This is a genomic window from Trichocoleus desertorum AS-A10 (genome assembly GCF_039962155.1).
In the GTDB taxonomy this organism is placed as follows: Bacteria; Cyanobacteriota; Cyanobacteriia; order FACHB-46; family FACHB-46; genus Trichocoleus.
Genome location: NZ_JAMPKN010000007.1, coordinates 16298 through 39250, shown reverse-complemented (window position 1 = coordinate 39250; position 22953 = coordinate 16298). Strand labels below are relative to the sequence as shown.

General features: G+C 45.2%; 20 protein-coding genes. 3 read left to right on the top strand and 17 right to left on the bottom strand.

Annotated elements, in window-relative coordinates; genetic code table 11:
* Positions 1 to 323 precede the first annotated feature (323 nt).
* From NDA01_RS12040 to NDA01_RS11965, 16 genes are all read right to left on the bottom strand, one after another.
* A complete protein-coding gene (locus tag NDA01_RS12040) occupies positions 324 to 2483 on the bottom strand; it encodes a glycosyltransferase family protein (RefSeq protein WP_348228127.1) in 2160 nt (719 codons plus the stop codon).
* Positions 2484 to 2700: 217 nt separating this feature from the next.
* The gene (locus NDA01_RS12035) at positions 2701 to 3471 is read right to left on the bottom strand and encodes a WecB/TagA/CpsF family glycosyltransferase (RefSeq protein ID WP_431193386.1); all 771 of its coding nucleotides are present in this window, start codon (positions 3469 to 3471) and stop codon (positions 2701 to 2703) included.
* A 50-nt stretch (positions 3472 to 3521) separates the two neighbouring features.
* Complete coding sequence (locus NDA01_RS12030) at positions 3522 to 4706, bottom strand: glycosyltransferase family 4 protein (protein WP_348228126.1); 1185 nt, start codon at positions 4704 to 4706, stop codon at positions 3522 to 3524.
* 58 nt (positions 4707 to 4764) lie between these two features.
* Positions 4765 to 5673 carry a glycosyltransferase family 2 protein gene (locus NDA01_RS12025; protein WP_348228125.1) on the bottom strand — a complete coding sequence of 303 codons (909 nt, stop codon included), beginning with the start codon at positions 5671 to 5673 and terminating at the stop codon, positions 4765 to 4767.
* Positions 5674 to 5744: 71 nt separating this feature from the next.
* On the bottom strand, positions 5745 to 6668 hold the full coding sequence (locus NDA01_RS12020) for a glycosyltransferase family 2 protein (protein ID WP_348228124.1): 924 nt from the start codon (positions 6666 to 6668) through the stop codon (positions 5745 to 5747).
* Positions 6665 to 7558, bottom strand: a complete 894-nt coding sequence (locus NDA01_RS12015) for a glycosyltransferase family 2 protein (RefSeq protein WP_348228123.1) — start codon at positions 7556 to 7558, stop codon at positions 6665 to 6667. The genes NDA01_RS12020 and NDA01_RS12015 overlap by 4 nt, the downstream gene beginning before the upstream one ends.
* 60 nt (positions 7559 to 7618) lie before the next feature.
* Entirely contained in the window at positions 7619 to 8323 is a 705-nt protein-coding gene (locus tag NDA01_RS12010) for an FkbM family methyltransferase (protein ID WP_348228122.1), read from the bottom strand.
* A gap of 89 nt (positions 8324 to 8412) precedes the next feature.
* Positions 8413 to 9618, bottom strand: a complete 1206-nt coding sequence (locus NDA01_RS12005) for a glycosyltransferase family 4 protein (protein ID WP_348228121.1) — start codon at positions 9616 to 9618, stop codon at positions 8413 to 8415.
* On the bottom strand, positions 9615 to 10550 hold the full coding sequence (locus NDA01_RS12000) for an NAD-dependent epimerase/dehydratase family protein (protein ID WP_348228120.1): 936 nt from the start codon (positions 10548 to 10550) through the stop codon (positions 9615 to 9617). The genes NDA01_RS12005 and NDA01_RS12000 overlap by 4 nt, the downstream gene beginning before the upstream one ends.
* On the bottom strand, positions 10547 to 11392 hold the full coding sequence (locus NDA01_RS11995) for a class I SAM-dependent methyltransferase (protein ID WP_348228119.1): 846 nt from the start codon (positions 11390 to 11392) through the stop codon (positions 10547 to 10549). Before NDA01_RS11995 ends, NDA01_RS12000 begins: the two co-directional genes overlap by 4 nt.
* Positions 11382 to 11975: an acyltransferase gene (locus NDA01_RS11990; RefSeq protein ID WP_348228118.1), complete on the bottom strand. Its 594-nt coding sequence runs from the start codon at positions 11973 to 11975 to the stop codon at positions 11382 to 11384. Before NDA01_RS11990 ends, NDA01_RS11995 begins: the two co-directional genes overlap by 11 nt.
* Positions 11976 to 12863: 888 nt before the next feature.
* The gene (locus NDA01_RS31900) at positions 12864 to 12959 is read right to left on the bottom strand and encodes a (2Fe-2S)-binding protein (RefSeq protein ID WP_431193385.1); all 96 of its coding nucleotides are present in this window, start codon (positions 12957 to 12959) and stop codon (positions 12864 to 12866) included.
* Positions 12960 to 12997: 38 nt separating this feature from the next.
* On the bottom strand, positions 12998 to 14947 hold the full coding sequence (asnB, locus tag NDA01_RS11980; RefSeq protein ID WP_348228116.1) for an asparagine synthase (glutamine-hydrolyzing): 1950 nt from the start codon (positions 14945 to 14947) through the stop codon (positions 12998 to 13000).
* A gap of 183 nt (positions 14948 to 15130) precedes the next feature.
* Entirely contained in the window at positions 15131 to 15724 is a 594-nt protein-coding gene (locus NDA01_RS11975) for an FkbM family methyltransferase (protein WP_348228115.1), read from the bottom strand.
* A gap of 125 nt (positions 15725 to 15849) precedes the next feature.
* Entirely contained in the window at positions 15850 to 17154 is a 1305-nt protein-coding gene (locus NDA01_RS11970; RefSeq protein WP_348228114.1) for an ABC transporter ATP-binding protein, read from the bottom strand.
* 15 nt (positions 17155 to 17169) lie between these two features.
* Positions 17170 to 18000: an ABC transporter permease gene (locus tag NDA01_RS11965; RefSeq protein ID WP_348228113.1), complete on the bottom strand. Its 831-nt coding sequence runs from the start codon at positions 17998 to 18000 to the stop codon at positions 17170 to 17172.
* A gap of 179 nt (positions 18001 to 18179) precedes the next feature.
* Between NDA01_RS11965 and NDA01_RS11960 the strand changes: the two genes are divergently transcribed.
* The 3 genes from NDA01_RS11960 (at position 18180) to ftsH3 (ending at position 21822) form a co-directional block, all read left to right on the top strand.
* A complete protein-coding gene (locus tag NDA01_RS11960; protein WP_348228112.1) occupies positions 18180 to 18977 on the top strand; it encodes a hypothetical protein in 798 nt (265 codons plus the stop codon).
* 96 nt (positions 18978 to 19073) lie between these two features.
* Positions 19074 to 19883: an aminotransferase class IV gene (locus NDA01_RS11955; protein WP_348228111.1), complete on the top strand. Its 810-nt coding sequence runs from the start codon at positions 19074 to 19076 to the stop codon at positions 19881 to 19883.
* A gap of 100 nt (positions 19884 to 19983) precedes the next feature.
* Positions 19984 to 21822 (top strand): ATP-dependent zinc metalloprotease FtsH3, encoded by a 1839-nt coding sequence (ftsH3, locus tag NDA01_RS11950; protein ID WP_313930268.1) that lies wholly within the window; start codon positions 19984 to 19986, stop codon positions 21820 to 21822.
* A gap of 119 nt (positions 21823 to 21941) precedes the next feature.
* On the opposite strand, the gene NDA01_RS11945 is transcribed toward ftsH3, so the two are convergent.
* Positions 21942 to 22898, bottom strand: coding sequence for a YsnF/AvaK domain-containing protein (locus NDA01_RS11945; protein WP_348228110.1), 957 nt, complete (start codon positions 22896 to 22898; stop codon positions 21942 to 21944).
* Between the last annotated feature and the right edge of the window lie 55 nt (positions 22899 to 22953).

The window sequence follows — 22953 nt, the reverse complement described above, 5'->3', positions numbered from 1 at the left end:
ACAACTGCCAACCTAAAACCATGATGGAAACCACCACGAAGGAGATGCCACAATTCACCTTAACTCTACTTCCATAAGTGGTAGATAGTTATACATCATCGTCACCTGCCAACCAAAAGCCTCAGCGATTTGCCTAGTTGTCTGTCTCCAATGATCTAGAGCAAGGCTTCGGCACGATTTTTCATTCGCTTGGACATGCTGGGTAGCCACCAATTTTAATAACATACGGTATTGTTCCGCAGTGAGGCTTAATCTTAACCTAACTACGCTTAACCTCTTATTATTAGTTAATTTAAATCAGTCAATATAAGGGAAAGAACTTTTTATTGAAAACTCCATGTGTCTGCTCCCAGAAAAATTACTCGTTTATGATGAAGAATGCTCAGGTCAACAGTGGGAAGATTAATTAGGTCTAACCCACTTGACAAAATCGAATACTGAGCTTCATTATTCAGAGGAATTCGAAAGTAAGTTTTTTCTTCTAGAGTCTTTTTTTCTAGCTGATTCAACTTTTCAAAAAAAGAGATTTCTGGCCCTTCAGCAATGTCTATCTCTTCTTGCAAAAAGAGTTCCATTATTATAGCTGCCAGCATTAGTTCTGCATCTTCACTAACTAGGTTTCCAGTATGTATCAAAAGTGAAATCAAACTTCTATCCGCATGAGTTGCGACAGACCTAATCACAGCACCTAGTTCTTGAGCCAAGACCTCTTCAGATTTATCCCAATCCGGAAAAATTACTAAATTTATTTCCTTTAAATTCCAGTCAACAACATTTCTTTCTAAAATTGATTGCTCATCAGTATCTTTGACAGCTTCCAACACAGCTCTTACATGAAGAACTTGATCTGGGGACTCTTCCTCTGTAAGGTTCACAACTTTAAATGCACCTTGAAATCCATAACTTCTGCAAAGTTCAATATAGGCAGGAAACTCTACACAGTAGTATTTAAAAGAGTTAAGATTCCAGAAGCTTATGTGTGTTGGGTCTTGAAAAGCTCCTCGCCCATCCGTTGACGGCACACGAATGTCTACTTTTGCAGATGGTTTGCAGATTCTCCAAATTTCACTCATACTATGAATATTGTCTTTCAAATGCTCGATAACATCGTGTGCTTTAATTTCCTCCACACTATTATCTGGGAATGGGAAGCGTCTATTTAAGTCAGCAATAATGTCTACTTCTGGTCCATCATAAAGGTCGACTCCAACAAAACCCTTTGTTTTCCAAATACCACACCCTAAATCCAATCGGAGTGCCTTTCCTTGAGCCTCTGTCATAGAGCTAATTTTTGAAAGTATAAAGGTAATTATATGATAATAATTACAACTGCCGATTATATCCTGATGAAGCTTCTCTGCAACTTCTAAACGTTCTTTTTCATGTGTCAGATAATAGCCAACTTTATAATTAAGTTCATCAATTGTCTTAAAGGAAATTTCTTCATGAACAGATGTCAGAGACTTCAATTTGGATTTCCAGTCAGTTAGTATGAATCCACCTACAGAAGCGATATCTACGACTCGATTAATTACTGCATCATCAAACTGTAAGGATGTAATATTAAGGTTGATTTTAGAATTTGCATATATATACCTAGTATCAGAATAATTTCTTGTAGCAGGATGGTAAAAAATATTTGGATTTTGAATTTTTCTGGTCAATGCCACGCCATTAAGATAAGCAGGATCTCCCCCAAAAACATGGACATTTGCATTTTCTATTCGCTTAACTATTTCCCCACGGAAACAAAATGAAGAGTTTGAATGAAGCATAGAAATGTATAGATACTTTGCGCCCAAAAAATCAATAATTTTATCCTGAGTAAAACCTACACGTTTTGCAAAGGATATAGCTGATTGCTCAAGCTTTGTATCTAGCTGAACTAGACGGTTCCAAAAGTCAGCCTTGAGCAGGTAGGAGTACTGAGTCTCTCCTAGGGCATTTCCTAGTTCCGGCAATATATGGCCTACGAAGGAAACGTCATAAAGATGGTTTTCAGAAGGTTTAACGTATTCAAATTCGGAAGCGTGATTAATCAGGTATACGTTCTCAATTTCTAAAGCCTTAAGATCTAAGAAATTATAATATTCAATACAAAAGTGAAAGCTTTTGGCTCTCATCCTATAAAAAGCTTCCAGCTTCAACTTTATCTTTTCAGGCTTATGCAAATCACTAAATATACTGTCATGATGAATAAATATAACGGGTGTATCGACTAACTCAAACATGAAAGCTTCAAGAGCCTCATAATATGAGGCAATCATAGAAGGGCTATTCGTAATAATGCAGTAATCTATTTTTTGGGAAGAAATATGCCGTAAGTAGTCTGACTGGTCTCTAAAATTACTTGAACAAGAAATAATGACTTTATTTCCTAGTTGCGTCAAAACACCTTCTAAGTTATCAATGATACGTTGATAGATAGGAGTCGGTGATTGCTCCATCAAAAAAGTGTAAGTACCCAGTGTTTGGTTGTTCATAATACACTCATAAATGAATCAAATGATGTCGCCAAAATTAATTGTATAGCTTATATTGCAATTTAGAGTTTCAAGCAAGCTGTCTTAAAACTTTTCCAAATTATATTTAGCGTAAGTATTACAAGATGAATATGGTAAATATCTAAAAGATTCAATCTATAGATTAGATTGGTCACTTCGGAACAATTGTTTAACCTTAACAGCAACAAAAAATCAATTATTTCAATCGCAAGCAGCGCTGTACTAACTGTAAACTGAATAAGATGACGAAACTAGGATTATTGATACAGTAGCGCTGCCACAAACGTTTTGGCTCTTGAGAAAATCGGTATAGCCACTCCAACCCTACATTCATCATCCAGCGGGGTGCCTGAGCCACTTCGCCACTATGGAAACTAAAAGCCGCTCCTACACCAATCATTACAGCAGCAACTTTGCCTTGCTGACGGGCCATCCATTCTTCCTGTTTAGGACAGCCCAAGCCCACAAAAACGACAGCAGCTCCAGAGTCATTAATTCGCTGAACATCTGACTTTTCCTCTTCTGGAGTTAGAACTCGAAAAGGAGGCGCATAGCTACCTGCGATCGCCAAACTCGGAAATTGTTGAGTCAGTTTGTACTGCAACTTATCCAGCATTGGCTCAGTGCCACCATACAAATAGATAGGGATCTTCAACCGAGCGGCACGATCGCACCAAGCCAACATCAAATCTGGGCCGTAAACTCTGGTTTGACCTCTAACTCCTAGCAATCGCAAAGCCCAGACCAGCGGCATGCCATCTGGAGTTACCAGAACCGCCTGATTAATGATTTTTTGGTACTGTCCCTGCCAATAAGCCGTCATCACCACATGAACATTGGCGGCAACGATGTAGCAAGAGTTTCGAGCTTCGGCCCAAGCTTGGATGCGCTTGCAAGCATCGTGATAGCTAGTACTGTCAACGCGCACACCAATAATGCTTCTGGAGGTGCAGGGCAGATAGTCCACAGCAGGTTCTTCAGATTCTATAGGACAATCCTAGCAGGCCGAAGAACAGGTTAACGGCTGCATACGGCTTGGTAGATCTTGATGGTCTTCTCCGCTAGCTTAGGCCAAGTGAATTGAGCTTCGACCTTAGCTTTTCCAGCTTGGCCCATTGCTGCTGCTTTATCTGGATAAGTTAGCAGATAGCAAATGCGGTCGGCGATCTCCTCCGGTTGTTGATTAACCAGAAATCCATCTTGCCCTTCGGTAACTACATCAGCAATAGCAGGAATGCGTCCGCCGACTACAGGCTTGCTAAAGCTCCAGGCTTCGGTGTATACACCACCAAAACTTTCTTGCATGGAAGGTACACAAAGCAAGTTGCAAGCTGCGAGAGCATCTGTTTTCTCCATCTGGGTGACCGCTCCCAATCTATGAATTCGAGGATCTGAATCTTCCGCAAAAAATTGTTCAGATTGCTTAACAGGGGGACCAATGAAAAAAAAGTGAGTGTCAGGATAGTGCTGCCAAACTAGAGGAGCTGCATCCAGGACCTGTCGATATCCTTTGTAATTGTAGAACTGCCCCAAAAACAGCACAATCGGCTCCTCTATGCCATATTGCTGGCGAAATCGATGGCCATCAGCTTCAGGAGCCAAGATGGGCGCGTGACCAGTCACATAAATACGATCCTCCTGTACACCAAGGGAAATCAAGGTTCGCTTTTCTGAGAGAGTTAGGGTAATGACTGCATCGGCTTGTCGGTAAAGCTTGTTGTAAGCTCGGTAGCGCCAGCCTACCCAGCGAGGATGGTGAACCGGGGTCAGCACAAAGGGAATGTCACGCTGTCGCGCAGTTTTCCAAGAGGCGTAGGTCAGTCCCTCTCGGCCAATCCGAACGTTGTGAATTAGATCAGCGTCTTTTGCAAAGGGATTGAGTTGGTTGGCAACGACCTGGGCAATGGGGGGTAAGGCCACACCCATGAGGGGATAGTAGAGTGGCAGCCAGGGAAGCATTTGCACCTTGTCTGCCCATGTGAAACCCATCCGATAGACAGGAATGTGATCGATTACGTAATCATAGGGACACGAATGCGCTCTCACAGTAGTTCCTAACAGCCAATCAGTGCGGTTCTGACTCCAAAAGCTAACCACCGTAATCTCGTGGTGAGACTGGAGCCGCTGTGCCAATAGATGCTGGTGTAGCTGGGCTCCGCCAATAGCAGGTGGATAAGTGGTTAAGGTATAGAGCAGCTTCATTGCATGAAATCCCTAACTTCTATGAAAGCGATTCACCTGCTAGATAGAAAAAACCTGCTTACTTAAGATGATTGTACGAGGCAATCTTCTGGTTACTATCAGCCCAATCTAAGTTAAAATTTCTGTTGCGGTAAAATCTCTTTAGTCCACACCATCTGCCTAAGGCATTCTCAGAACCTAGAGAGCCTGAAATTGCTATAACTATCAACAAATAAGCAACATACAAGGCAAAGCCCGTAGGAGCCGCATGCTTCTTTAGAAAGAAGAGTCTTCCAAACGTATAATGCTCATACATAAAACTTTTATTTCTACCGATAATAGCAGAAACTTGGTGAGTTACTAGGGCTTTATCAGTTACCACAATCCGATATCCCTTTTGACCATAGCTGACACAGAAATCAGCATCTTCAGCATACAGGAAGAAATGCGGATCAAAGCTAGGGTAATTATCAAACTGAGACAGGTTGATAATTAAGCTGCATCCTGATACCCAAGTACAGGGACTGGTTCCAGTGGATTGCACTGACTGACTCGTTGAAGCGGTTCTATGATAGAGCCGTCCGTTCCATTTGTTGAATTCGCCAGTGCCAAACCAAGTTTGATTTCTTGTATCTCGAACTTGCGTTCCTAAAATTGCAGTGAAAGGCTCACCCTTCAGGCAAGCTTTAACGTAGTCGTCTGCACCAAAATCCACAGTTGTGTCAGGATTGATCAACCAAATAATTGCATTTTTATCGACGCTATAGACATACTTAATACCAAGGTTGCAGGCTTTCCCAAAGCCTAAATTGGTGCCTGGCTCAATGATTTTTATAATCTCATTGCTTAAGTTCTTTACTGATGTTTCTTCAGGAGAGTTATTGACAATTATTATGCGATAGCTACTTTTAATGCTGTCACTGATGGATCGGATTAGGTTTTTTACAAGTGCCTGGGACCAATAGTTAACAGTTATGAAGTAAAACATGGAAAGTCAATTGTATTTTAATCCTATTGATGACTGATATTTATCATGGCCACTATCAAGTTTGGTGGGATTTAGCTTATGTAGCTATTTTTAAATTTCTTGAGTGCCTTTAACAGCTTAAGAGGAAGAAAAAAGCGCAGAATCGTAAAAACTATTAGATTCACATAGACTCGCACAAAAGGCACAAACCCTAGCGGACCGTAGAGACTTTTGCAGTAAAGCCAGTAGGCTGGAGGATAGATGCTAGATTTTGGTGTATTGAGCATTGCCCAACGCTTCATCATCGGTATTGAGCTTGACGCCCAACCCTCCTCCAGTTCATTTTCAGGGCACACCGCAATAGCCTCTCCCAACACTTCTATACGATATCCTGATTGCTTGGCCTTCCAGGTATAAACGACATCTGCCCAGGTTTGAGGTGCTTGTTCGCTAGGTGGATAGCCTATATCATCAACCACTGAGCGAGGCAAGCAAACCAAATTTCCGCTTAAAACGTCTGCCTCGATCGTTTCTCCTCTACGAGCTAGTAGAAACTGCAGTGCAAACCGCTTTCTTCTGCGGCCTCCATAGGTTGGCGTCGCAAAATCTGAGTTTTGGTAACACTGGGCGCTTACAAGCTTTTTGCTGTTGGGATGTAAAGCAGCTGTCAGAAGGAGCTTGATTGCCTCTTGAGATGGCAGAGTATCGTCGTTGAGCCAAATAAAATGCGCAGCCCCCTCGCTATAAGCATATTCCATGCCTTTTTTAATCGCGCCTGTCCACCATAAGTGGCCCTTTGTTAATAGAACAGTCACTTCCGGGAAACGGGCTCTAATAGCTTCTGAGGTGCCATCGGTAGAGGCATCATCAACGACCACCACAGAACAGCGTTTCAAATCGCCACTGCTGTCAAGGGTTTCCAAGCATTTGAGGGTTGTTGCCTTACGGTTATAGACTGGGATGATGATATAGGAACAGGAGTGGCCAGACTTCTGATTAGACTGATCGGTAATCATAGATGCTCAACTCTCCAACTTTTTTCGGTGTAGGAGTAAACACAAAGATGGTGAGGGGCCTTTAGACTGAGTTTTACGGCCAGTTTCCTCACGCTATGAGGTAGCCTGATATAGTCTTTTACAACTTTTCTGAAAGCTCCTTGGAAAGCGTTGGCTGGATGACCTCCGTAAGCTGCTAAAATTTTCCGAACTTCTTGGGCATACTGTTGGGCCTGATTGATTGATCTCTGGTCGCCATGTAGACGAAAGCCGCCGAGAGGTACATCAACTGTATATAGGTCAGCATGCTGGTAAAACCTGGCCCAAAGCTCAAAGTCAGAGGCGAGTGGATACTCTAAGTTAAGCTTTCCACCTGCTTTGTCCCAAAGCGATCGCCTCCAAAATACAGATTCTTGCTGAATGGACCCTAGAGCAAACCATTGAGTATCAGGGATATATTCACCTCCCATAAAGCCGATGCGGTTGTAACCGCCGCGATGTCCACAGTAGGTGGCAGTCCCAGAATCATTCCAGATAATAGGGCAAAGAGTAGTTAGCCACTCAACTTGAGGCAGTGTGCTAAAAATTTCACTAACAACCTGAAAAGCCCAGGGAGTGTACATATCGTCTGAGTTCAACCAGGCCATAATGTCGCCTGTGCTGTGCTGAAAGCCGTTATTTATAGCGTCATACTGCCCGTGGTCAGAGCCGCTAAAACAATAGTGTAGACTTTCCTCATATTTTTTAATGATGTCCCAACTGCCGTCAGTAGAGCCCCCATCTATGATGATATATTCTAGATTTGAATGATTTTGAGACAGCACGCTGTCAATTGTTTCCTCTATATATTGAGACTGGTTAAAGGAAGGGGTGACAATCGAAAGTTTAGGTATTTCAGACGAGCTGCTCATCAACATTAAACTATTGTTAATTCATAAATTTTTCTAAAACAAAAGAACCTCAACTGATGCCTAAGCCCATATGTTGTCTAGAAATTTAGAATCAGAGGCTGGCTCAAAGAATAAATCAAATTGCCATAGTGTTTGATCTTTGGGTCTAAACATAGGCTCACACATGTCAACACATCTAAATCCTTTCTCCTCAAGATATTGGCACATCTCATGAAAGCGCAGGCTATCCGGGGCGATTTTGAAGTTATAAGTCTCAACAACAATTAAGCTAGTCTCCTTCAGCGTTTCCTTAGCACCTTCAAATATAGGAACTTCAAATCCATGGGTGTCTAACTTTAGGCAAAAGGGAGGCTCCAATCCATTGAGATGACGGATATGATCAACAGTGACAACAGGTACCGTTATGTTGTCTGCATTCGTCGCTTGGTGAGAGGCCAAACCACCAAAGGGATCACTGCCGTCAAAAAAAATCTCTCCATTGCGATCGCCAGCAGCAGCAAGGGTAAAGTCAACTTGCTTCCAACTGGCTTTAAGTGCTTGTAGGGCAGGCTGGTGAAATGAGTTCGCTTCGATCAGATGGCAAAATGTATGGGGGAAAAATTGTCTGGCAGTCTTTGACCAAGAGCCGTTGGAGGCTCCAACATCGATAATAGTTTGAACCTGCGTTCCTCTAGAGAATGATCGCTGTAGCGCAGCTTCAAGAGAGAGAGGATCTTGATATTTAGCCAATCTAGCTTTTTTTAGTAAGTTTTTAATAATTTCCATATGTACTTTGCATAAGTGAACAAGGCTCGATAAGGTTTAGACCGTGCCGTTAAATAGGCAGAACTTAAGACTTAAAGCCGACGCAAGTATTATGAAGATGGCTTAGCTTTACCTTGGGCTATTTCAAGAAAACGATAGCCAAAGGACTGTATTTCCTCTTGATTTTTAATCTTGGCTACCTGTTCTTGCTGCAAGTCGGGCCCAGGTGCGAGTATTTGCCAACTTTTGGCTAGAGCATCTGCCAAATCCTCAGGGCTGTTTCTTTCAAAGTAGATAGACTCGGGTGGATTTTGCTCAATGTGAACAGGAAAGTTAGAGAGAATCATTGGCTTGCCTAAGCATCGGGCATCTTCCACAACTGTGCTCCAACCTTCAAAGAGGGAGGGCTGAAGGACGGCAATAGAACGCCGCATTAGCTGTATCTGGTCGCTGCGAGAAATTAGACCCAATACTAGAAACTGCTGCGCTAAGTCGTAGGTATGGATAGTTTGAAGAATGAGATCTGAGTATTCAGGTTTGCGGTCGTCATAAATATGACCTGTGCAGACGATGGTTGGATAAACCCCTTGAGAGTGCAATACTTTCAATGCCTCAAGAACAACCAAATGATTCTTGTGCTGCCAAAATTGTCCACTAAGTAGGAAGAATCTCTCCGGCAACCAGTATTTTTTCTGGATCTCTTCTGGATGTGAGATAAACCAGTCTGAGGCAGGAGACGTTCTAAAGTGAAGAACCTCAGTTATTGTTTTTGAAGTCGGAAAAAACTTCCTGAAGTCACTCTCCGCCGTCTTGCTGCTAAGAACAACTCTAGTGCTACGACGAGCAATCTCACTATATTCGCGATCGCGCCTTTTGATCTCAGTCTCTGAAAACAGATGAGGTAAATATTTGTGCTGAAAGTCGGGTATCCAGGGGCAGCTGCGGAAAGCAAAAGGTTCTCTCGTAGGAGAAGAGGTCGGATATAGAAAGTCAATTTTTCTTTTCTTCGTCACAGGATGAAAGGGAGGATTTGACTGCCGCAAGATTTCCTTCTGCACCTTCCAGATCAGGCGATTCTTCAGAGTAACTGGCTTGACTTCCCGATCTAAGTCATAGAATTGACTGACATATGGTTCAATCTCTTGCCGAGTTGCTGCATCGAGCGCATCGTTATTGAGTAGGCATATGTCAAAGGTTGACTTTACCGAATTGGGTAAACTAGCCAACGCTAGGATAATATTTTTGACGTACATTGACCCGCCGATCCAGTTCCGTCCGCCCTGATAAATTAAGCCAATCCTGAAAGGTTGATTCATACACCGACTAGCTCCGCTCGGCACCAGTTAGCAAAGATTTTGACGCCCTGCTCTAGTTGGACGGAAGGAACAAAGCTTAGAGCCTGAAGTTTTGAGATGTCGGCCTGCCAGTTGAGTGGATTGCCAATCGGCACAATGCCATCAAACTGTGATGAGTCGTTGTACTCTAGAGCCTCCAGCAGTAGAGAAGATAGCTCTAGAATGGTGACTTCTCGCCCGGTTGCTAAGTTGTAAGATTCACCCTGCATAGGAGCCCATAATGCAATCAGCATCAAAGCTTTAGCAATATCTAGGGCGTGAATAAAATCGCGACTTTCCTGTCCTGTTCCTTGAAGGCATACACTCTTTCGAATGGTTGCCTTGTAGCAGATATCCCACATAACCTGACGTCTCAAGCCAGGACCATAGGCAGAAAAGATACGCACGCTGGTAGTAGGTAAGCCATAGATTTTATTGAATTCCAGACAGAGTTGCTCTCCTTGAAGCTTGTGAAAGCCATAGGGTGACAGAGGGGCAAGCAGTTGGCTTTCGCTAACTGGTAAAGATTCTGGATTGCCGTAGACTGCTGCACTGGAGAGGAATATGAATTTGCAGTCAAGGGCGTACAGGCGAAGTGTATTGAGCACTTCAAAAGTCAGAACAGTATTGCCATGAAAATCTGCAACAGGATCGGTAACAGAAAGACCAACTGAGGCTCTGCCCGCACAGTGAATCAAGACTTGAGGTTGGTATTTCTGAATCAGCTCTTTGAGCGATTCATTAGGAAGGTGCAAAGGTTGATAGGTTTTGAGGTTGGCCAAGGGCGCATTCTCAGGTGGTGCGTTGTCAGTGCCAATGACGGTCCAGCCCTGTTGAGCAAAGTAGCGGCTAACATAGCGGCCAATGAAGCCTGCTACTCCAGTGATTAGAACGCTTTGGGTCTTGGGTCTCATGGCTTTACGGCTAGAAACGAGTAAAGGCGTCCGGGGGTATGCGATCGCAGCGATTGGTACCGCCCATAAGCCTTTTGTACGGAGTACTGCTGGGCGAGCCGTTGGCCTAACGAACTTCCCACAAGACGGCTAAGCGTAGCAGCAATCTGCACCTGAAACTCGGCTGTTGTCATAGGGCTGTAGTTAATAACGCTCTCTAAAGGACCCATTGTCCTGAGCAGCTTGAGCCCTGCGGCTTTGACTGCGGCTTTGTACTCTCTCAGCAAATAGGCATCTTCCCCGCCATAGAGGAAATGCAGGGGATGCGCAGCTAAGAACTGCTGCAAATCGCTCTTTTTTGAGAGCACATGCTCACGGGTGGCAATGAATACACCTCCTGGCTTGAGCACCCTAGCGCTTTCCTGACAAAGCTGATTTAACGCTTTGGCATGATGGAGAACGGCACGGCCATAGACAATATCAAACGTATTGTCATCAAAGGGCAGAGTCTCTCCATAGTTCTGAACAATTTGAATGGGTAAACGGCTGCTTTGAATTAAGGATTGAATGGCTCCAACCCCAACTAGATTGCTGGAGTCGGGCTCTAGAGCAATGACGGAGCAGCCTGCCTTGGCGAATGCATAGCTAGAAATACCTCTGCCTGCACCCAAATCTAAAACGCTGCCGGGAATATGAGCCTTAAGCAGTTGGGCCAACGCCTGCCACTCTTGGCTATTGCTGAAGCGCTCTGCTGCTGACTGCAGAGGGTCATCATAATAGCAATGCTGCACAAGAGCTTGCTGATCGGGTTGCCTTCTGAGCCACCGAACTGCTTCTTCCCAGGTGAGTAATTTATCGCTCATGTTCTGCAATCTCCCGAATCACCCGCGCCGGATTGCCAGCAACGATTGTCCAAGCCCGTACGTCTTTAGTGACCACTGAGCCTGCCCCGATGATGGCTCCCTCTCCAATAGTGATGCCCTTAAGAATAATTGAATTAAAGCCAATCCAGGCTTTGTCACAAATTTTGACAGGCGCAATCTTAACAGGTGCCCAATCCTTCTGAAAGGTTAGCCAGTTCACAGCATCTTGAGATCGCTGGGAAAATGCGATCGCATGGGAGTCATGATCGACAACCGTAACGTTCCAGGAAACTAGGACATCATTCCCAATGTCTATAGACTCCGCCGAGATAAGAACGCCGTTAACGAATGATCGATGTCCAATGGTTATGCTGGCATTTTCTCTGTCAAAGATGACAGCAGCCAATACCTGGCTTTGATCCCCAACTGTTAGTTGGCAGCCCGGTTTAAGCTTTAGACTGCCTATGTTCAGTTTTGCAGAGGCATGCACCCTAACACCTTGGGAAGCTTTTGCTGCTCCTCTATCTAGCCTATCTGCCACCTTACGTAGAGCTTTGCTAATGATGCTCAAGGCTCTAGTCATGCCAAACTCTATGTTGGGGTTTCATTAATCTACCGCGCTAGTTTGCCCAAGAGTGCCGCCTGGGATTTCAGCCTCTTTAAAAGAAGATTCAATTTTCCCTGATGCGGCTGGTAACACTGGCTAAAGGTGTATAAATCTGCACTCTTATCTTGCAGTATAAAAGTGGGGTGACTTATCCTCTCTAATTCTCCAGCTGATAGATTGGCCAAGCTGCTGTCACTCTGTGTATGAGTAGCATTTGCCTCAAATCCAATGTTTGAGACCAAATTAACGTTAGGCAATATTGACAACCCGCTTTGCATCCAGCAGGTAAACATCCAGGGATAAGCCCAGGAATTAAGTTTGTTTTCCAAGAAAAGGGTGTTAAATATCTCGGTCCAGTAAGCGGACTCGCGAGAACTTTCACAAACAAACTGCATCAACCCTGAATCTCGAAACTCAAGCCACTTCTTAGGGTTAAACTCCCAATGTTGCCAAGCCTTTCTCCAAGTTGCCCAGCCCCAGCAGTGGTTGTATTTGGAGAAGTAGTAACTGCCGTCACCGCGCCATTGCCCATTCTGAAAATTGTTGCCGCTGATAACCCAAACTCTGTCGTCATCGCGGTAGTAATTCAATAGCGTCTGGCAAAAACCGAAAAAGTCAGGATGGGGTAGGCAGTCATCCTCTAGAATGATAGCTTCCTCTACCTGCTCAAAGGCCCATGTTAATCCTGATGCCACCCGTCTACAGCAGCCCAAGTTTTCCTCAGAATAATTGCGGAAAACTTCGCATTCCCAATCTATCTGCTCAGTAACTGCTCTTGTTTGGTCACACAGTGTCCGTTCTGCTTCACTGCGTGGACCATCTGCGACAACCAGCAGCTTGCTGGGCTGGGCTGCTTTGATCTGCTCAAAGACGCGTGCAGTTAACTCCAGGCGGCGAAAAATAAGAAAGACAACAGGAGCGGAGCAGGGCATAAGTCTTACGAGCTGAGATGCTAGACATAATTTAGGAGGTTCTAGCTGCCGGTGCCAGAGTTTAAATTAAATGCAGGGAATTGGTTGGCTGCTTAAAACAATTTGTCTGTACCAAGTTTCTAAAACAACGGCTTTATAGAGCATAAACGTGTGTTTGCTTTGAGCGGAGAATTCGGCTGTTAGGCTTTGAATGAAGCTGCTTGAGAGGATGTTGAGCTTTACTAGGTAGCCTGTCTTAAGGCTCTCCAAATTCTCTTGAACGACGGCACGCATCCACTCCTGTACGGGAGGCTGAAACCCTCGCTTGGGTCGATTTAACACCTCATCGGGTACTATCCCCCGAAGGGCTGCCTTGAGCCAAGCTTTTGCAGGCAGCCGGTGATCGGGCTGGTTCTTGCGCAGGCCAATGACTAACTCAGCTAGCTCTTTATCTAATAGCGGTAAGCGAGCTTCAACGGAGCAAGCCATGCTCACCCGATCGCTAAGGGACAAACAGTTTGAAACCAGCCATGTTTGAAAGAGTGTTTGAGAGATTTGGTTAGGAATGTCTAGAGCAGTGGGCGGTTCCAGTGGAAAGAGCCCATAGGGATTGCCTAGGGGAACTTGCTCCCACAAAGACTGGGTAAACAGGTGAGGCCGATAGGCCAACGCCTCTACAAAATCAGGAGAAAGCTCATAAAAAACGGCTCGTTCTGGGGGAGACAGCGTCATCTGGCTCAGATCAATGCCTGGCTGCAGCCATTGCTGGAGATAGCCGGGCACCTTTTGACTTCGTCCCAACTTCTGATAGAAGGAATGTTGAAAGACTTTCTGTAGTACCTCAATTCCCCTTGCTCGCCATTGGGGAGCTTGTATGTAATCATATTTCAGTTTGCTAATGCGGGCGGCACGAGCGACCCAGGAGTAGCCCCAAAATAGCTCGTCACCTCCGATGCCGCTGAGCATGACTTTAACACCTCGACTTGCAGCCAGCTGCATCACAGAATAGTGACCATAGGCAGCAATGTCGGCAATTGGCTCATCTACAGCCGCAATCAGACTGGGGAAAAAATCGACTAGGGCTTCGGTGGTTAGCTCAACGTCGTGAAAAGGCAGCTTGAGCGATGTAGCTAGTGCTTCAGCCTGGTTCCGCTCGTCATAGGCTGGGCGACCAGGGTAGCCAACGCTAAAAGCCTGCAGCGTGTCTCGATATTTAGGAGCCGCTAGAGCTGCGATCGCACTTGAATCAATGCCCCCACTTAGCGCCACTCCAATCGGCAAATCCGATCGTAGTACTAGCTCAATAGATTTTTCTAGCTCCTGACGAATCAGGGTTGCGGGATTGCCTGTTACTGGAGAAATCTGCTCTAAAGACCAGTAAATCTGAGGTGCAAATTCCCAGTTTTGGCGAGAAACTTTCAAATAGTGAGCCGCAGGTAGCTTGTGAACTCCCTTGAGGGGAGTGCGGGGTTCTGGTACATATTGGTAGTGAAAATACAGATCGATTGAAACTGGGTCTAACTCTGGCACAGTTGGCAGCAGCGGCAGCAGAGCTTTGAGTTCAGAGGCGAAGTAAAAACTCTCTTCGTTATACCAGTAATAAAGCGGTTTTTCGCCAAAGCGATCGCGCCCTAAAAATAGGCTTTGGGCCTGTTGATCCCATATAGCAAACGCAAACATACCTCTTAATCGATCTAAGCAGGTAGTGTTCCACTGGGCAAAAGCAGCTAAGAGAACTTCCGTATCAGAATGACCGTTAAAGACATGGCCTAAAGCAATGAGTTCTTGCTTGAGCTCAAGATAGTTATAGATTTCTCCATTAAAGGAGATACAGTAGCGCCCATCTTGAGATGTCATGGGCTGATGTCCTGAAGGACTTAAATCCAGGATAGAGAGACGTGTATGACCTAGCTTGACGTACTCATCTTGCCAAACCCCTTGATCATCCGGGCCCCGATGACTCAAACATCGGACCGCTTCATCCAAGTAATGACTCTGAAGTTGAAATCGATTGAAGCTGCCTATTACTCCACACATAATTCAGATCGCTTGACATGATTTATACAAGTTGCTTAGACTTAGGCAAAAAGCTCTATAAGATTTTCAAATATCAATATTAGTACCCTTAAAAAGGTCTATATCTAGTTAAGCCTTAGAGAAGAAAAGGGCTTTTTTGAGAGATCTTTATATGTTATTACTTTAACCTTTAAGTAAAAAGAATTAATCCTTTCTAGTAAAAATCATGCTGTTAATTAGTGTAGATTTCAAAGTGTAACCATTTTGACTCAAGAGAGTTGAAATTCTTTGCTCATCAGGTTTTGAGAGGGATTCTGAGAGAGCCTCTACAACAATTGCTTTTGGTTTAAATCTTGCCCAGTCATTCGATGATAAAACTTTGTAATCCAAACCCTCGACATCTATACTCATAAAATCAATTTCTTGATTGGGTTCCAAATACTTTTCTAGTAGGCTAGAGAGTTTCTCTGTTTTAATTTGTCTTGTTTCAAGAATTTCATATTCTTGTATAGTGCTGTATTCATTGGCCAATGTCTCTGAAAAAGTATTAAGAGCAGGCTCATTAAATATATAGTATGTTGAAAATTGTGAAATATCAGATATAGCTACCTCAATATTAATATCCTGCGGCCGTAACATTTTGAAAAGATCCATACTTCCAGGCATAGCATCAATATTAATTCCTCGCCAACCCTGCAAGTAAAAATAATAAGTATTGGAAAATCGCTGAGGATGATGAGCTCCAACATCTACATAAAAGCCTGTTATTTGATCTTTAAATAACCGAGCTAGAATCATATCTTCTCCCTCTTGGGAATAGAATCGCCTTGAGTAGGCATGTATTTCGGGAGAGGTTATGAACTTATATAAAGTAGAAAAGTTTCTTCTGTATAGCTCCCAATTGTTCCTCAACTTAGAGATTTTCATTGATGAACTACCTCCCTAGTTGATTCCACTAGCCAATTGCCTCGAATTAAAACTGGCCCAGTGCCACTATGACCAAAGCTACCAGTTTTATAAAAGTCCCCAGATTCAACATCGATGTAACCAATATAATCCTGGGGCCAATCCAGTTCTATATTATTAGCAACGACTCGTGCTCCTACTAAATATCTACCCGCTGAAAATGGAAAATCTTGGATAACACACTTTATCTTCCCTTTCAAAGGTAAGACACTGAAAGTGGTTCCAATATAGTCACTGTAAAGAATAGTTATAGTCTCTCCAAAGGAACTATGTATAGAGAACCCAAAGCTGACATCCCTCAACGGTTTTTCATCTATTAATTCATAATGAAAAGCTAAAACTAAATCATTGCCAGAAGCAGCTGCAAGCAAACGTTCTCCGTAAGTGTTTTCCAAAGAAAATCCAGTGATTCTAAGCTCTCCAGTGCCAGAACGTTTAATACTGGTAATTTTAATTTCTTGTGTATATTCTTCTAAGTCCTTTAAGTAATAAGCGACCGCAGATTTAGTATTTCCAGAAAAAACAATTCCTCCTGAATTAAGCACAAAGGCTTGAGAGCAGAGGTTCTCAATAGCCGACATTTGATGGCTAACAAATAAAACTGTTTTCCCCTCTTGTGTCACTTCCCCTATCTTGCTCAAGCATTTTTTCTGAAACTTAGCATCACCAACCGCTAAGACTTCATCTACTATCAAAATTTCAGTATCTAAATGGGCTGCGACGGCGAAGGCTAGACGAACATACATCCCAGAAGAGTAATATTTAACAGGAGTATCCAAAAACTTTTCAACTTCGGCAAAGTTTACAATTTCATCGAATTTGCGATGAATTTCAGCTTTGTTCATGCCTAGAATGGCACCGTTGAGATAGATGTTCTCACGACCTGTTAGTTCAGGATGGAAGCCTGTTCCTACTTCTAACAAACTGGCAACACGGCCTTTGACGGAAATACGACCTGTTGTAGGTTCCGTAATACGGCTGAGGAGTTTTAGTAGTGTTGATTTTCCAGCACCATTGCGACCAATAATACCGACACGATCGCCCTGCTTAATTTCAAAGGACACGTCCTTGAGTGCCCAAAACTCTTCTCTTGCGGGTGAAGGAAGTTGTTGAGAAAAAGGATTGAGTATTCGACGCCCTACTGACTTGGCGGCATCTGCCAGCACATCTCGGAGGGCTGTGTAGCGCGATCGCCCCTGCGGCTGGTGGCCAATGATATATTTCTTGCCTAAATTTTCAACTCGAATGACCGTATCAGACACACCCGTCATTCCTGCTTAAATTACATCTGCAAATGTACGTTCGGTTTGGCGGAAGTACCAAATACCAGTTAGTAGCAGTAGCGCAACTAAACCTGTTGAGAGGATAAATCCTGGCCAATACAACTGAGCCTCACCTCCTAAGATTGCCCAACGAAAGCCATCAATAACACCTACCATTGGGTTGATGGAGTAGATCAAACGCCATTGCGGTGGCACAATGCTGCTGCTAAAGCCTACGGGGGAGATATATAGGCCGAATTGCACGATGAACGGCACAATATAGCGGAAGTCGCGGTACTTCACATTCAAAGCTGCTAGCCACAAGCCTGATCCCATTGCAGCAGCAAAGGCTAACAGAATAAATAGTGGCAAAGTTAAGATTCGCCAGTCTGGGACAAAGTTGAACCAGACCATTAAGGCCAGCAAAATCATGCCAGAAATCAGAAAGTCTACGAAGCTGACAATCACGGCACTGGAAGGCACAATCAGCCGAGGAAAGTAGACTTTAGAAATCAGATTGGAATTAACAATGAGGCTATTGCTACATTCCCCTAGAGCGCTTGCAAAGAACTGCCAAGGCAACATCGCGGCAAAGACTAAAATTGGGTAGGGGGCACCGCCAGACGGCAGCTTAGCCAAATTACCAAAAACGATGGTAAACACAATCATCGTGAGGAAGGGGCGGATCAAAGCCCAAGCGATCCCAATTACGGTTTGCTTATAACGGACAAGGATGTCTCGCCAAGCCAGGAAGTAAAATAACTCTCGGTATCGCCAGAGATCTTTCCAATACTGACTTTCTGTACGACCTGCTTCAATAATGAGCTCTGGTGGATGGGTACTCATAGGTACTCGCAAAGGGGGCAAACTAGGTAGACAAGCGTGGGGGCGATCGCTCGATATGAATATTAGAGTAATTTGATTCTAAGAATGCCCTAGAATTTGGCTCAAGCGATCGCCCTGGCGAGTTTTTCAGTCGCCTAGGAACTGAATCCGGTAGTTGAGGTTGTAACTTAGGACAAGTGATGGTGTTTTCTCGGCAAGCCTGGGGCCAGCTAATTGGTCCTTCTCTAGTCGCATTAGCCTGTGCCGCTTTGATTGGGGCGACCCAACTGCCGCAACTGAGGAAGATTAGTACTAAAACCAGTACTGCTCCTGTAGCAGTTCTAGAACGGGAGCTTGCTGCGGAGAAGTTACGCCTCAATCTACTCGAAAAGCTGCCAACGTTTGGATTCAGTAATTTGTTGGCAGATTGGGTGTTTCTAAATTTTCTGCAATATTTTGGCGATGATGAAGCCCGCGAGAAAACTGGTTACGAATTAAGTCCAGAATATTTCGAAGTCGTTTTAAGCCGTGACCCTTACTTCTTGGATGGTTACTTTTTTCTCTCTGGCAGTACATCTCTCTATGCAGCAATGCCCGAACGCTCTGTTACCTTGATGAACCAAAGCCTCAAGCAACTTTCTCCTAAAGCGCCACCAAAGTCATACTATGTTTGGCGCTACAAAGGCATTGATGAACTGTTATTTCTAGGAGATGCTAAGGCAGCTCAGCAATCTTTTGCAATGGCAGCAGAGTGGGCTAGTACTTATGCAGATCCAGAGAGCCAAAGTATTGCTACCTTCTCACGGCGAACTTCCCAATTTTTAGCTCGGAACCCTAGAAGCAAATTTGCTCAGGTAGCAGCGTGGTCGCAGGTTTTGGGTAACGCTACAGATGATCGCACCCGTCAAATTGCAGTGAAACGGATTCGTGCTTTAGGCGGAGACGTCATCACAGGGCCAGATGGAAGATCAAGGATCAGGCCTCCCGCACGAGATTAGTCAAGATTAGTCAAGCACCTCTAAAACCGTTGCTCCCAGTTCACTCGGAACTGTAAGATTTGTCTGGCTTTTCTCCAACTAGGGTCAGGCTTTCCGGTGCTTAACTCGAATTCGCAATTTTTCTGGTACGCTGGGGAGCTAGTTTGTGCAGGCTCACTGACGTTGCCTGTAGATGAACCGGGGTTGCTCTATGGTGCAACTGTGTTTACGACGTTGCGGGTTTACTCCCAGTCTTTAGAAGCACCGTTAACCAATTGGGCAGGGCACTGTCAGCGATTGAAGCGGAGTTTGCGAGCGCTCGACTGGCAGACTCCAGATTGGAAACGAGTGCGCCAAGGAGCCGAAGCTTTAGTTCCTTATTTTCCCGTTCTCCGCATTACACTGTTTTCCGATGGGCGGGAATGGATTACGGGGCGATCGCTGCCACCAAATTTAGGGGACTGGCAACGGCAAGGAATTGTGGCTTGGTTGGCGGAGTCTTCTCGGTTTCAGCGATCGCTGCCAGTGCATAAAACAGGTAACTATCTCCCAACTTGGCTAGCTCGGCAAAGCGCCATGCAAAAAGGAGCGCAAGAATCAATTTTGGTGAATCAGCAGGGGGATTGGCTAGAAACCAGTACAGGCAATCTCTGGGGATGGCTGGATGGCGAGTGGTGGACTCCCCCCCTAAAGGCAGGAATTTTGCCTGGACTGATGCGATCGCAGCTCATTTCCTGGTTGATGAGCCAGAATAGGACAATACGAGAAGAACCCTGGTGTCTAGATTTGGTCATGGAGTTTGAGGCGATCGCCTACTGTAACAGTGTGGTCGAAGTTGTGCCAATCCACGGGATTCTGAGACGCGACTCTCAACTTGCCTACGACCCCTTTCATCAAGGTTTTCAGCAATTGCGGGGGCTTTTCTAGAGCTGACTGTTAACCTGTTTCTGAAATTAGGTTAATATTAGTTAACACAAACAATTTTGAAAAAAGTCCCCGCAACTTACAACTAGGAGGATTGACCTCAGTGAACAAACGGTGGAGAAATGCGGGACTGTACGCGCTTCTAGCAATTGTGGTCGTTGCTTTAGCAACTGCACTTTTTGACAAGCAGCCCCAGAGTCGGGAGACGTGGCGATACAGTCAGTTTATTCAAGAAGTTGAAGGTAATCGAGTAGAAAAAGTTAGTCTCAGCTCCGATCGCTCTAGAGCCTTAGTCACGGCTCAAGACGGTAGCAAGGTACTGGTCAATCTGCCCAGCGATCCTGAGCTGATCGATACGCTAACTAAAAATAATGTAGATATTTCAGTTCTGCCCCAAACCGATGATGGTTTCTGGCTCAAGGCATTGAGCAGCCTATTCTTCCCAGTGTTATTGCTGGTTGGTTTATTCTTCTTGCTGCGTCGGGCTCAGAATGGCCCCGGTAGCCAAGCGATGAATTTTGGTAAATCCAAAGCTAGAGTCCAAATGGAACCTCAAACCCAGGTAACCTTTGGTGACGTGGCAGGGATTGACCAGGCAAAACTAGAACTAAATGAAGTTGTAGATTTCCTCAAAAACGCCGATCGCTTTACTGCGGTTGGAGCCAAGATTCCTAAAGGTGTGCTGCTAGTCGGCCCTCCAGGAACAGGTAAAACTTTGCTAGCTCGCGCGGTAGCGGGTGAAGCAGGCGTGCCCTTCTTCTCCATCTCTGGTTCTGAGTTCGTGGAGATGTTCGTAGGCGTGGGTGCGTCTCGCGTCCGTGACCTGTTCGAGCAAGCTAAAGCTAATGCTCCCTGTATCGTCTTTATCGATGAAATTGATGCCGTGGGTCGGCAGCGGGGTGCTGGTCTAGGTGGCGGCAACGATGAGCGGGAACAAACCCTCAACCAGTTGCTGACCGAAATGGATGGTTTTGAAGGCAACACTGGCATCATCGTGATTGCTGCTACCAACCGTCCCGACGTATTAGACGCCGCTCTCTTGCGTCCGGGTCGTTTTGACCGTCAAGTCGTAGTCGATCGCCCTGATTTTGCGGGTCGTTCAGAAATTTTGCGGGTGCATGCTCGTGGCAAAACATTAGCGAAGGATGTGGACTTAGACCGGATTGCGCGTCGTACTCCTGGGTTTACGGGTGCTGACCTATCTAACCTGCTAAATGAAGCGGCAATTCTAGCGGCTCGTCGCAACTTGACCGAAATTTCGATGGATGAAGTCAACGATGCGATCGATCGCGTCTTGGCAGGTCCAGAGAAGAAGGACCGCGTTATGAGCGAGAAGCGCAAGCAATTGGTGGCTTACCACGAAGCAGGTCACGCCCTCGTTGGTGCGCTGATGCCTGACTATGACCCCGTACAAAAAATTAGCATTATCCCTCGTGGTCGTGCAGGTGGTTTAACTTGGTTCACCCCCAGCGAAGATCGCATGGACTCTGGTCTCTACAGCCGCTCCTATCTGCAAAACCAGATGGCAGTAGCCCTCGGTGGCCGCATTGCCGAAGAAATCATCTTTGGTGAAGAAGAAGTCACTACTGGTGCAGCCAGCGACTTGCAACAAGTAGCGCGTGTAGCTCGACAAATGGTAACTCGCTTCGGGATGAGCGATCGCCTCGGTCCTGTGGCATTGGGTCGTCAGCAAGGCAATATGTTCCTGGGACGCGACATTGCTGCTGAGCGAGACTTCTCGGAAGAAACGGCTGCCACGATTGACGATGAAGTGCGTAACTTAGTTGAGCAAGCGTATCGTCGCTCTAAGTCAGTTTTGATCGAAAACCGTCACGTCTTGGATCTGCTAGCAGATATGTTGGTTGAGAAAGAGACGGTGGACGCGGAAGAGCTGCAAGAATTGCTAGGCAACAACGACGTTAAGATCGCAGCGATCGCGTAAATCCAAGCATCGATCCGAAAAGGTTAACCCTCCTTAAAATTATAGAGTCGAGGTCAGTCCTGAAATTCTCAGGTTTGAACCTCGACTCTTTTTATTGTTTGATTTTTTATGGTTTGAGATTAATGAGCGGCGTATTGCGCCAACCAATTCGCGTAAGTTTCTTGCAAATTCGGATCGGATAAGACGATTTCAACTTGAATTTTTTCGCACCCATGACGGTGAGTTTTAGCGATCGCATCGAGGAACTGACTCGCTGCACCAGGAGAGGCAAACTCGCCCCGCACCACACCCTGCTGACTATCGGTAGCCATTGCATTGGCTAGTTCCACCGCTGTGAGGTCGCCCTGGCTCAAATCAATTTCTGCCAGTTGCCGATGTTCCGGGCTGATTTGCTCCACGATCAGCTTTTCGCGGCGTACCGGGACTTCCACAATTTGAGTTTCAATGGCTTTGCGAACAATTACCTCGCCAATTTTATGCTTGCTTCGGTCTACAACCAGGCGCTCTTCCAACAAGCGAATTGCTTCTTCTTCCACTACATGAGGAATCGCTGCATCATTCACGCGATCGAACTCCAACGAGTTCTGGAGTGGTAGAGGAGTTGAGTTTGAAGTTGGGGTGGAGTCAGTGAAACTTTCCATAGGATTTGAAGTTGAATTAGAACTTTGTTGAGAGTTAAGTTGGCTACTGGACTCGAAAGGTAATGTCACAGGCTTGGAGGGTAGCGTTGAAGATGCGGCCTCTCCAGTGGCAGGTAGCGAAGATTCGGGTAGTTGAGCCATCTGCGCCGCGCTCAAGTGAGTCAACACTGAGCGGTTTGGAGAATCAATACTGTGAATAGACTTGCTAGTCAGCAAAACCAGACGAAAGCCCTTATGCGCGTCTGGTAAAGAAACCAAAAACTGAAGCTGGCGGTCGGCTGTAAGCTGCACATCTCGCACTTCACCAACTAACTCACCATGCTGGTCTTTAACAGCAAAGTTCTTCAGCTTGTCACGTACCTTGGTCACCAAAGTATCCAGACGGGCTTGTTTTTTATCAGAGGTGGAGTGATCTGGAAATAGGGAGTTACTCATAAGACACCCGCTTAAATAGTTACTGGTTAGGGTTGTGTTGGTCGGGTTTGTTCAA

Coding starts and splice junctions, on each gene's coding strand:
- NDA01_RS12040 (WP_348228127.1), bottom strand. CDS start 2,483: ATGAACAACCAAACACTGGGTACTTACACTTTTTTGATGGAGCAATCA.
- NDA01_RS12030 (WP_348228126.1), bottom strand. CDS start 4,706: ATGAAGCTGCTCTATACCTTAACCACTTATCCACCTGCTATTGGCGGA.
- NDA01_RS12025 (WP_348228125.1), bottom strand. CDS start 5,673: ATGTTTTACTTCATAACTGTTAACTATTGGTCCCAGGCACTTGTAAAA.
- NDA01_RS12020 (WP_348228124.1), bottom strand. CDS start 6,668: ATGATTACCGATCAGTCTAATCAGAAGTCTGGCCACTCCTGTTCCTAT.
- NDA01_RS12015 (WP_348228123.1), bottom strand. CDS start 7,558: ATGAGCAGCTCGTCTGAAATACCTAAACTTTCGATTGTCACCCCTTCC.
- NDA01_RS12010 (WP_348228122.1), bottom strand. CDS start 8,323: ATGGAAATTATTAAAAACTTACTAAAAAAAGCTAGATTGGCTAAATAT.
- NDA01_RS12005 (WP_348228121.1), bottom strand. CDS start 9,618: ATGAATCAACCTTTCAGGATTGGCTTAATTTATCAGGGCGGACGGAAC.
- NDA01_RS12000 (WP_348228120.1), bottom strand. CDS start 10,550: ATGAGACCCAAGACCCAAAGCGTTCTAATCACTGGAGTAGCAGGCTTC.
- NDA01_RS11995 (WP_348228119.1), bottom strand. CDS start 11,392: ATGAGCGATAAATTACTCACCTGGGAAGAAGCAGTTCGGTGGCTCAGA.
- NDA01_RS11990 (WP_348228118.1), bottom strand. CDS start 11,975: ATGACTAGAGCCTTGAGCATCATTAGCAAAGCTCTACGTAAGGTGGCA.
- NDA01_RS31900 (WP_431193385.1), bottom strand. CDS start 12,959: ATGTCTAGCATCTCAGCTCGTAAGACTTATGCCCTGCTCCGCTCCTGT.
- asnB (WP_348228116.1), bottom strand. CDS start 14,947: ATGTGTGGAGTAATAGGCAGCTTCAATCGATTTCAACTTCAGAGTCAT.
- NDA01_RS11975 (WP_348228115.1), bottom strand. CDS start 15,724: ATGATTCTAGCTCGGTTATTTAAAGATCAAATAACAGGCTTTTATGTA.
- NDA01_RS11965 (WP_348228113.1), bottom strand. CDS start 18,000: ATGAGTACCCATCCACCAGAGCTCATTATTGAAGCAGGTCGTACAGAA.
- NDA01_RS11960 (WP_348228112.1), top strand. CDS start 18,180: ATGGTGTTTTCTCGGCAAGCCTGGGGCCAGCTAATTGGTCCTTCTCTA.
- NDA01_RS11945 (WP_348228110.1), bottom strand. CDS start 22,898: ATGAGTAACTCCCTATTTCCAGATCACTCCACCTCTGATAAAAAACAA.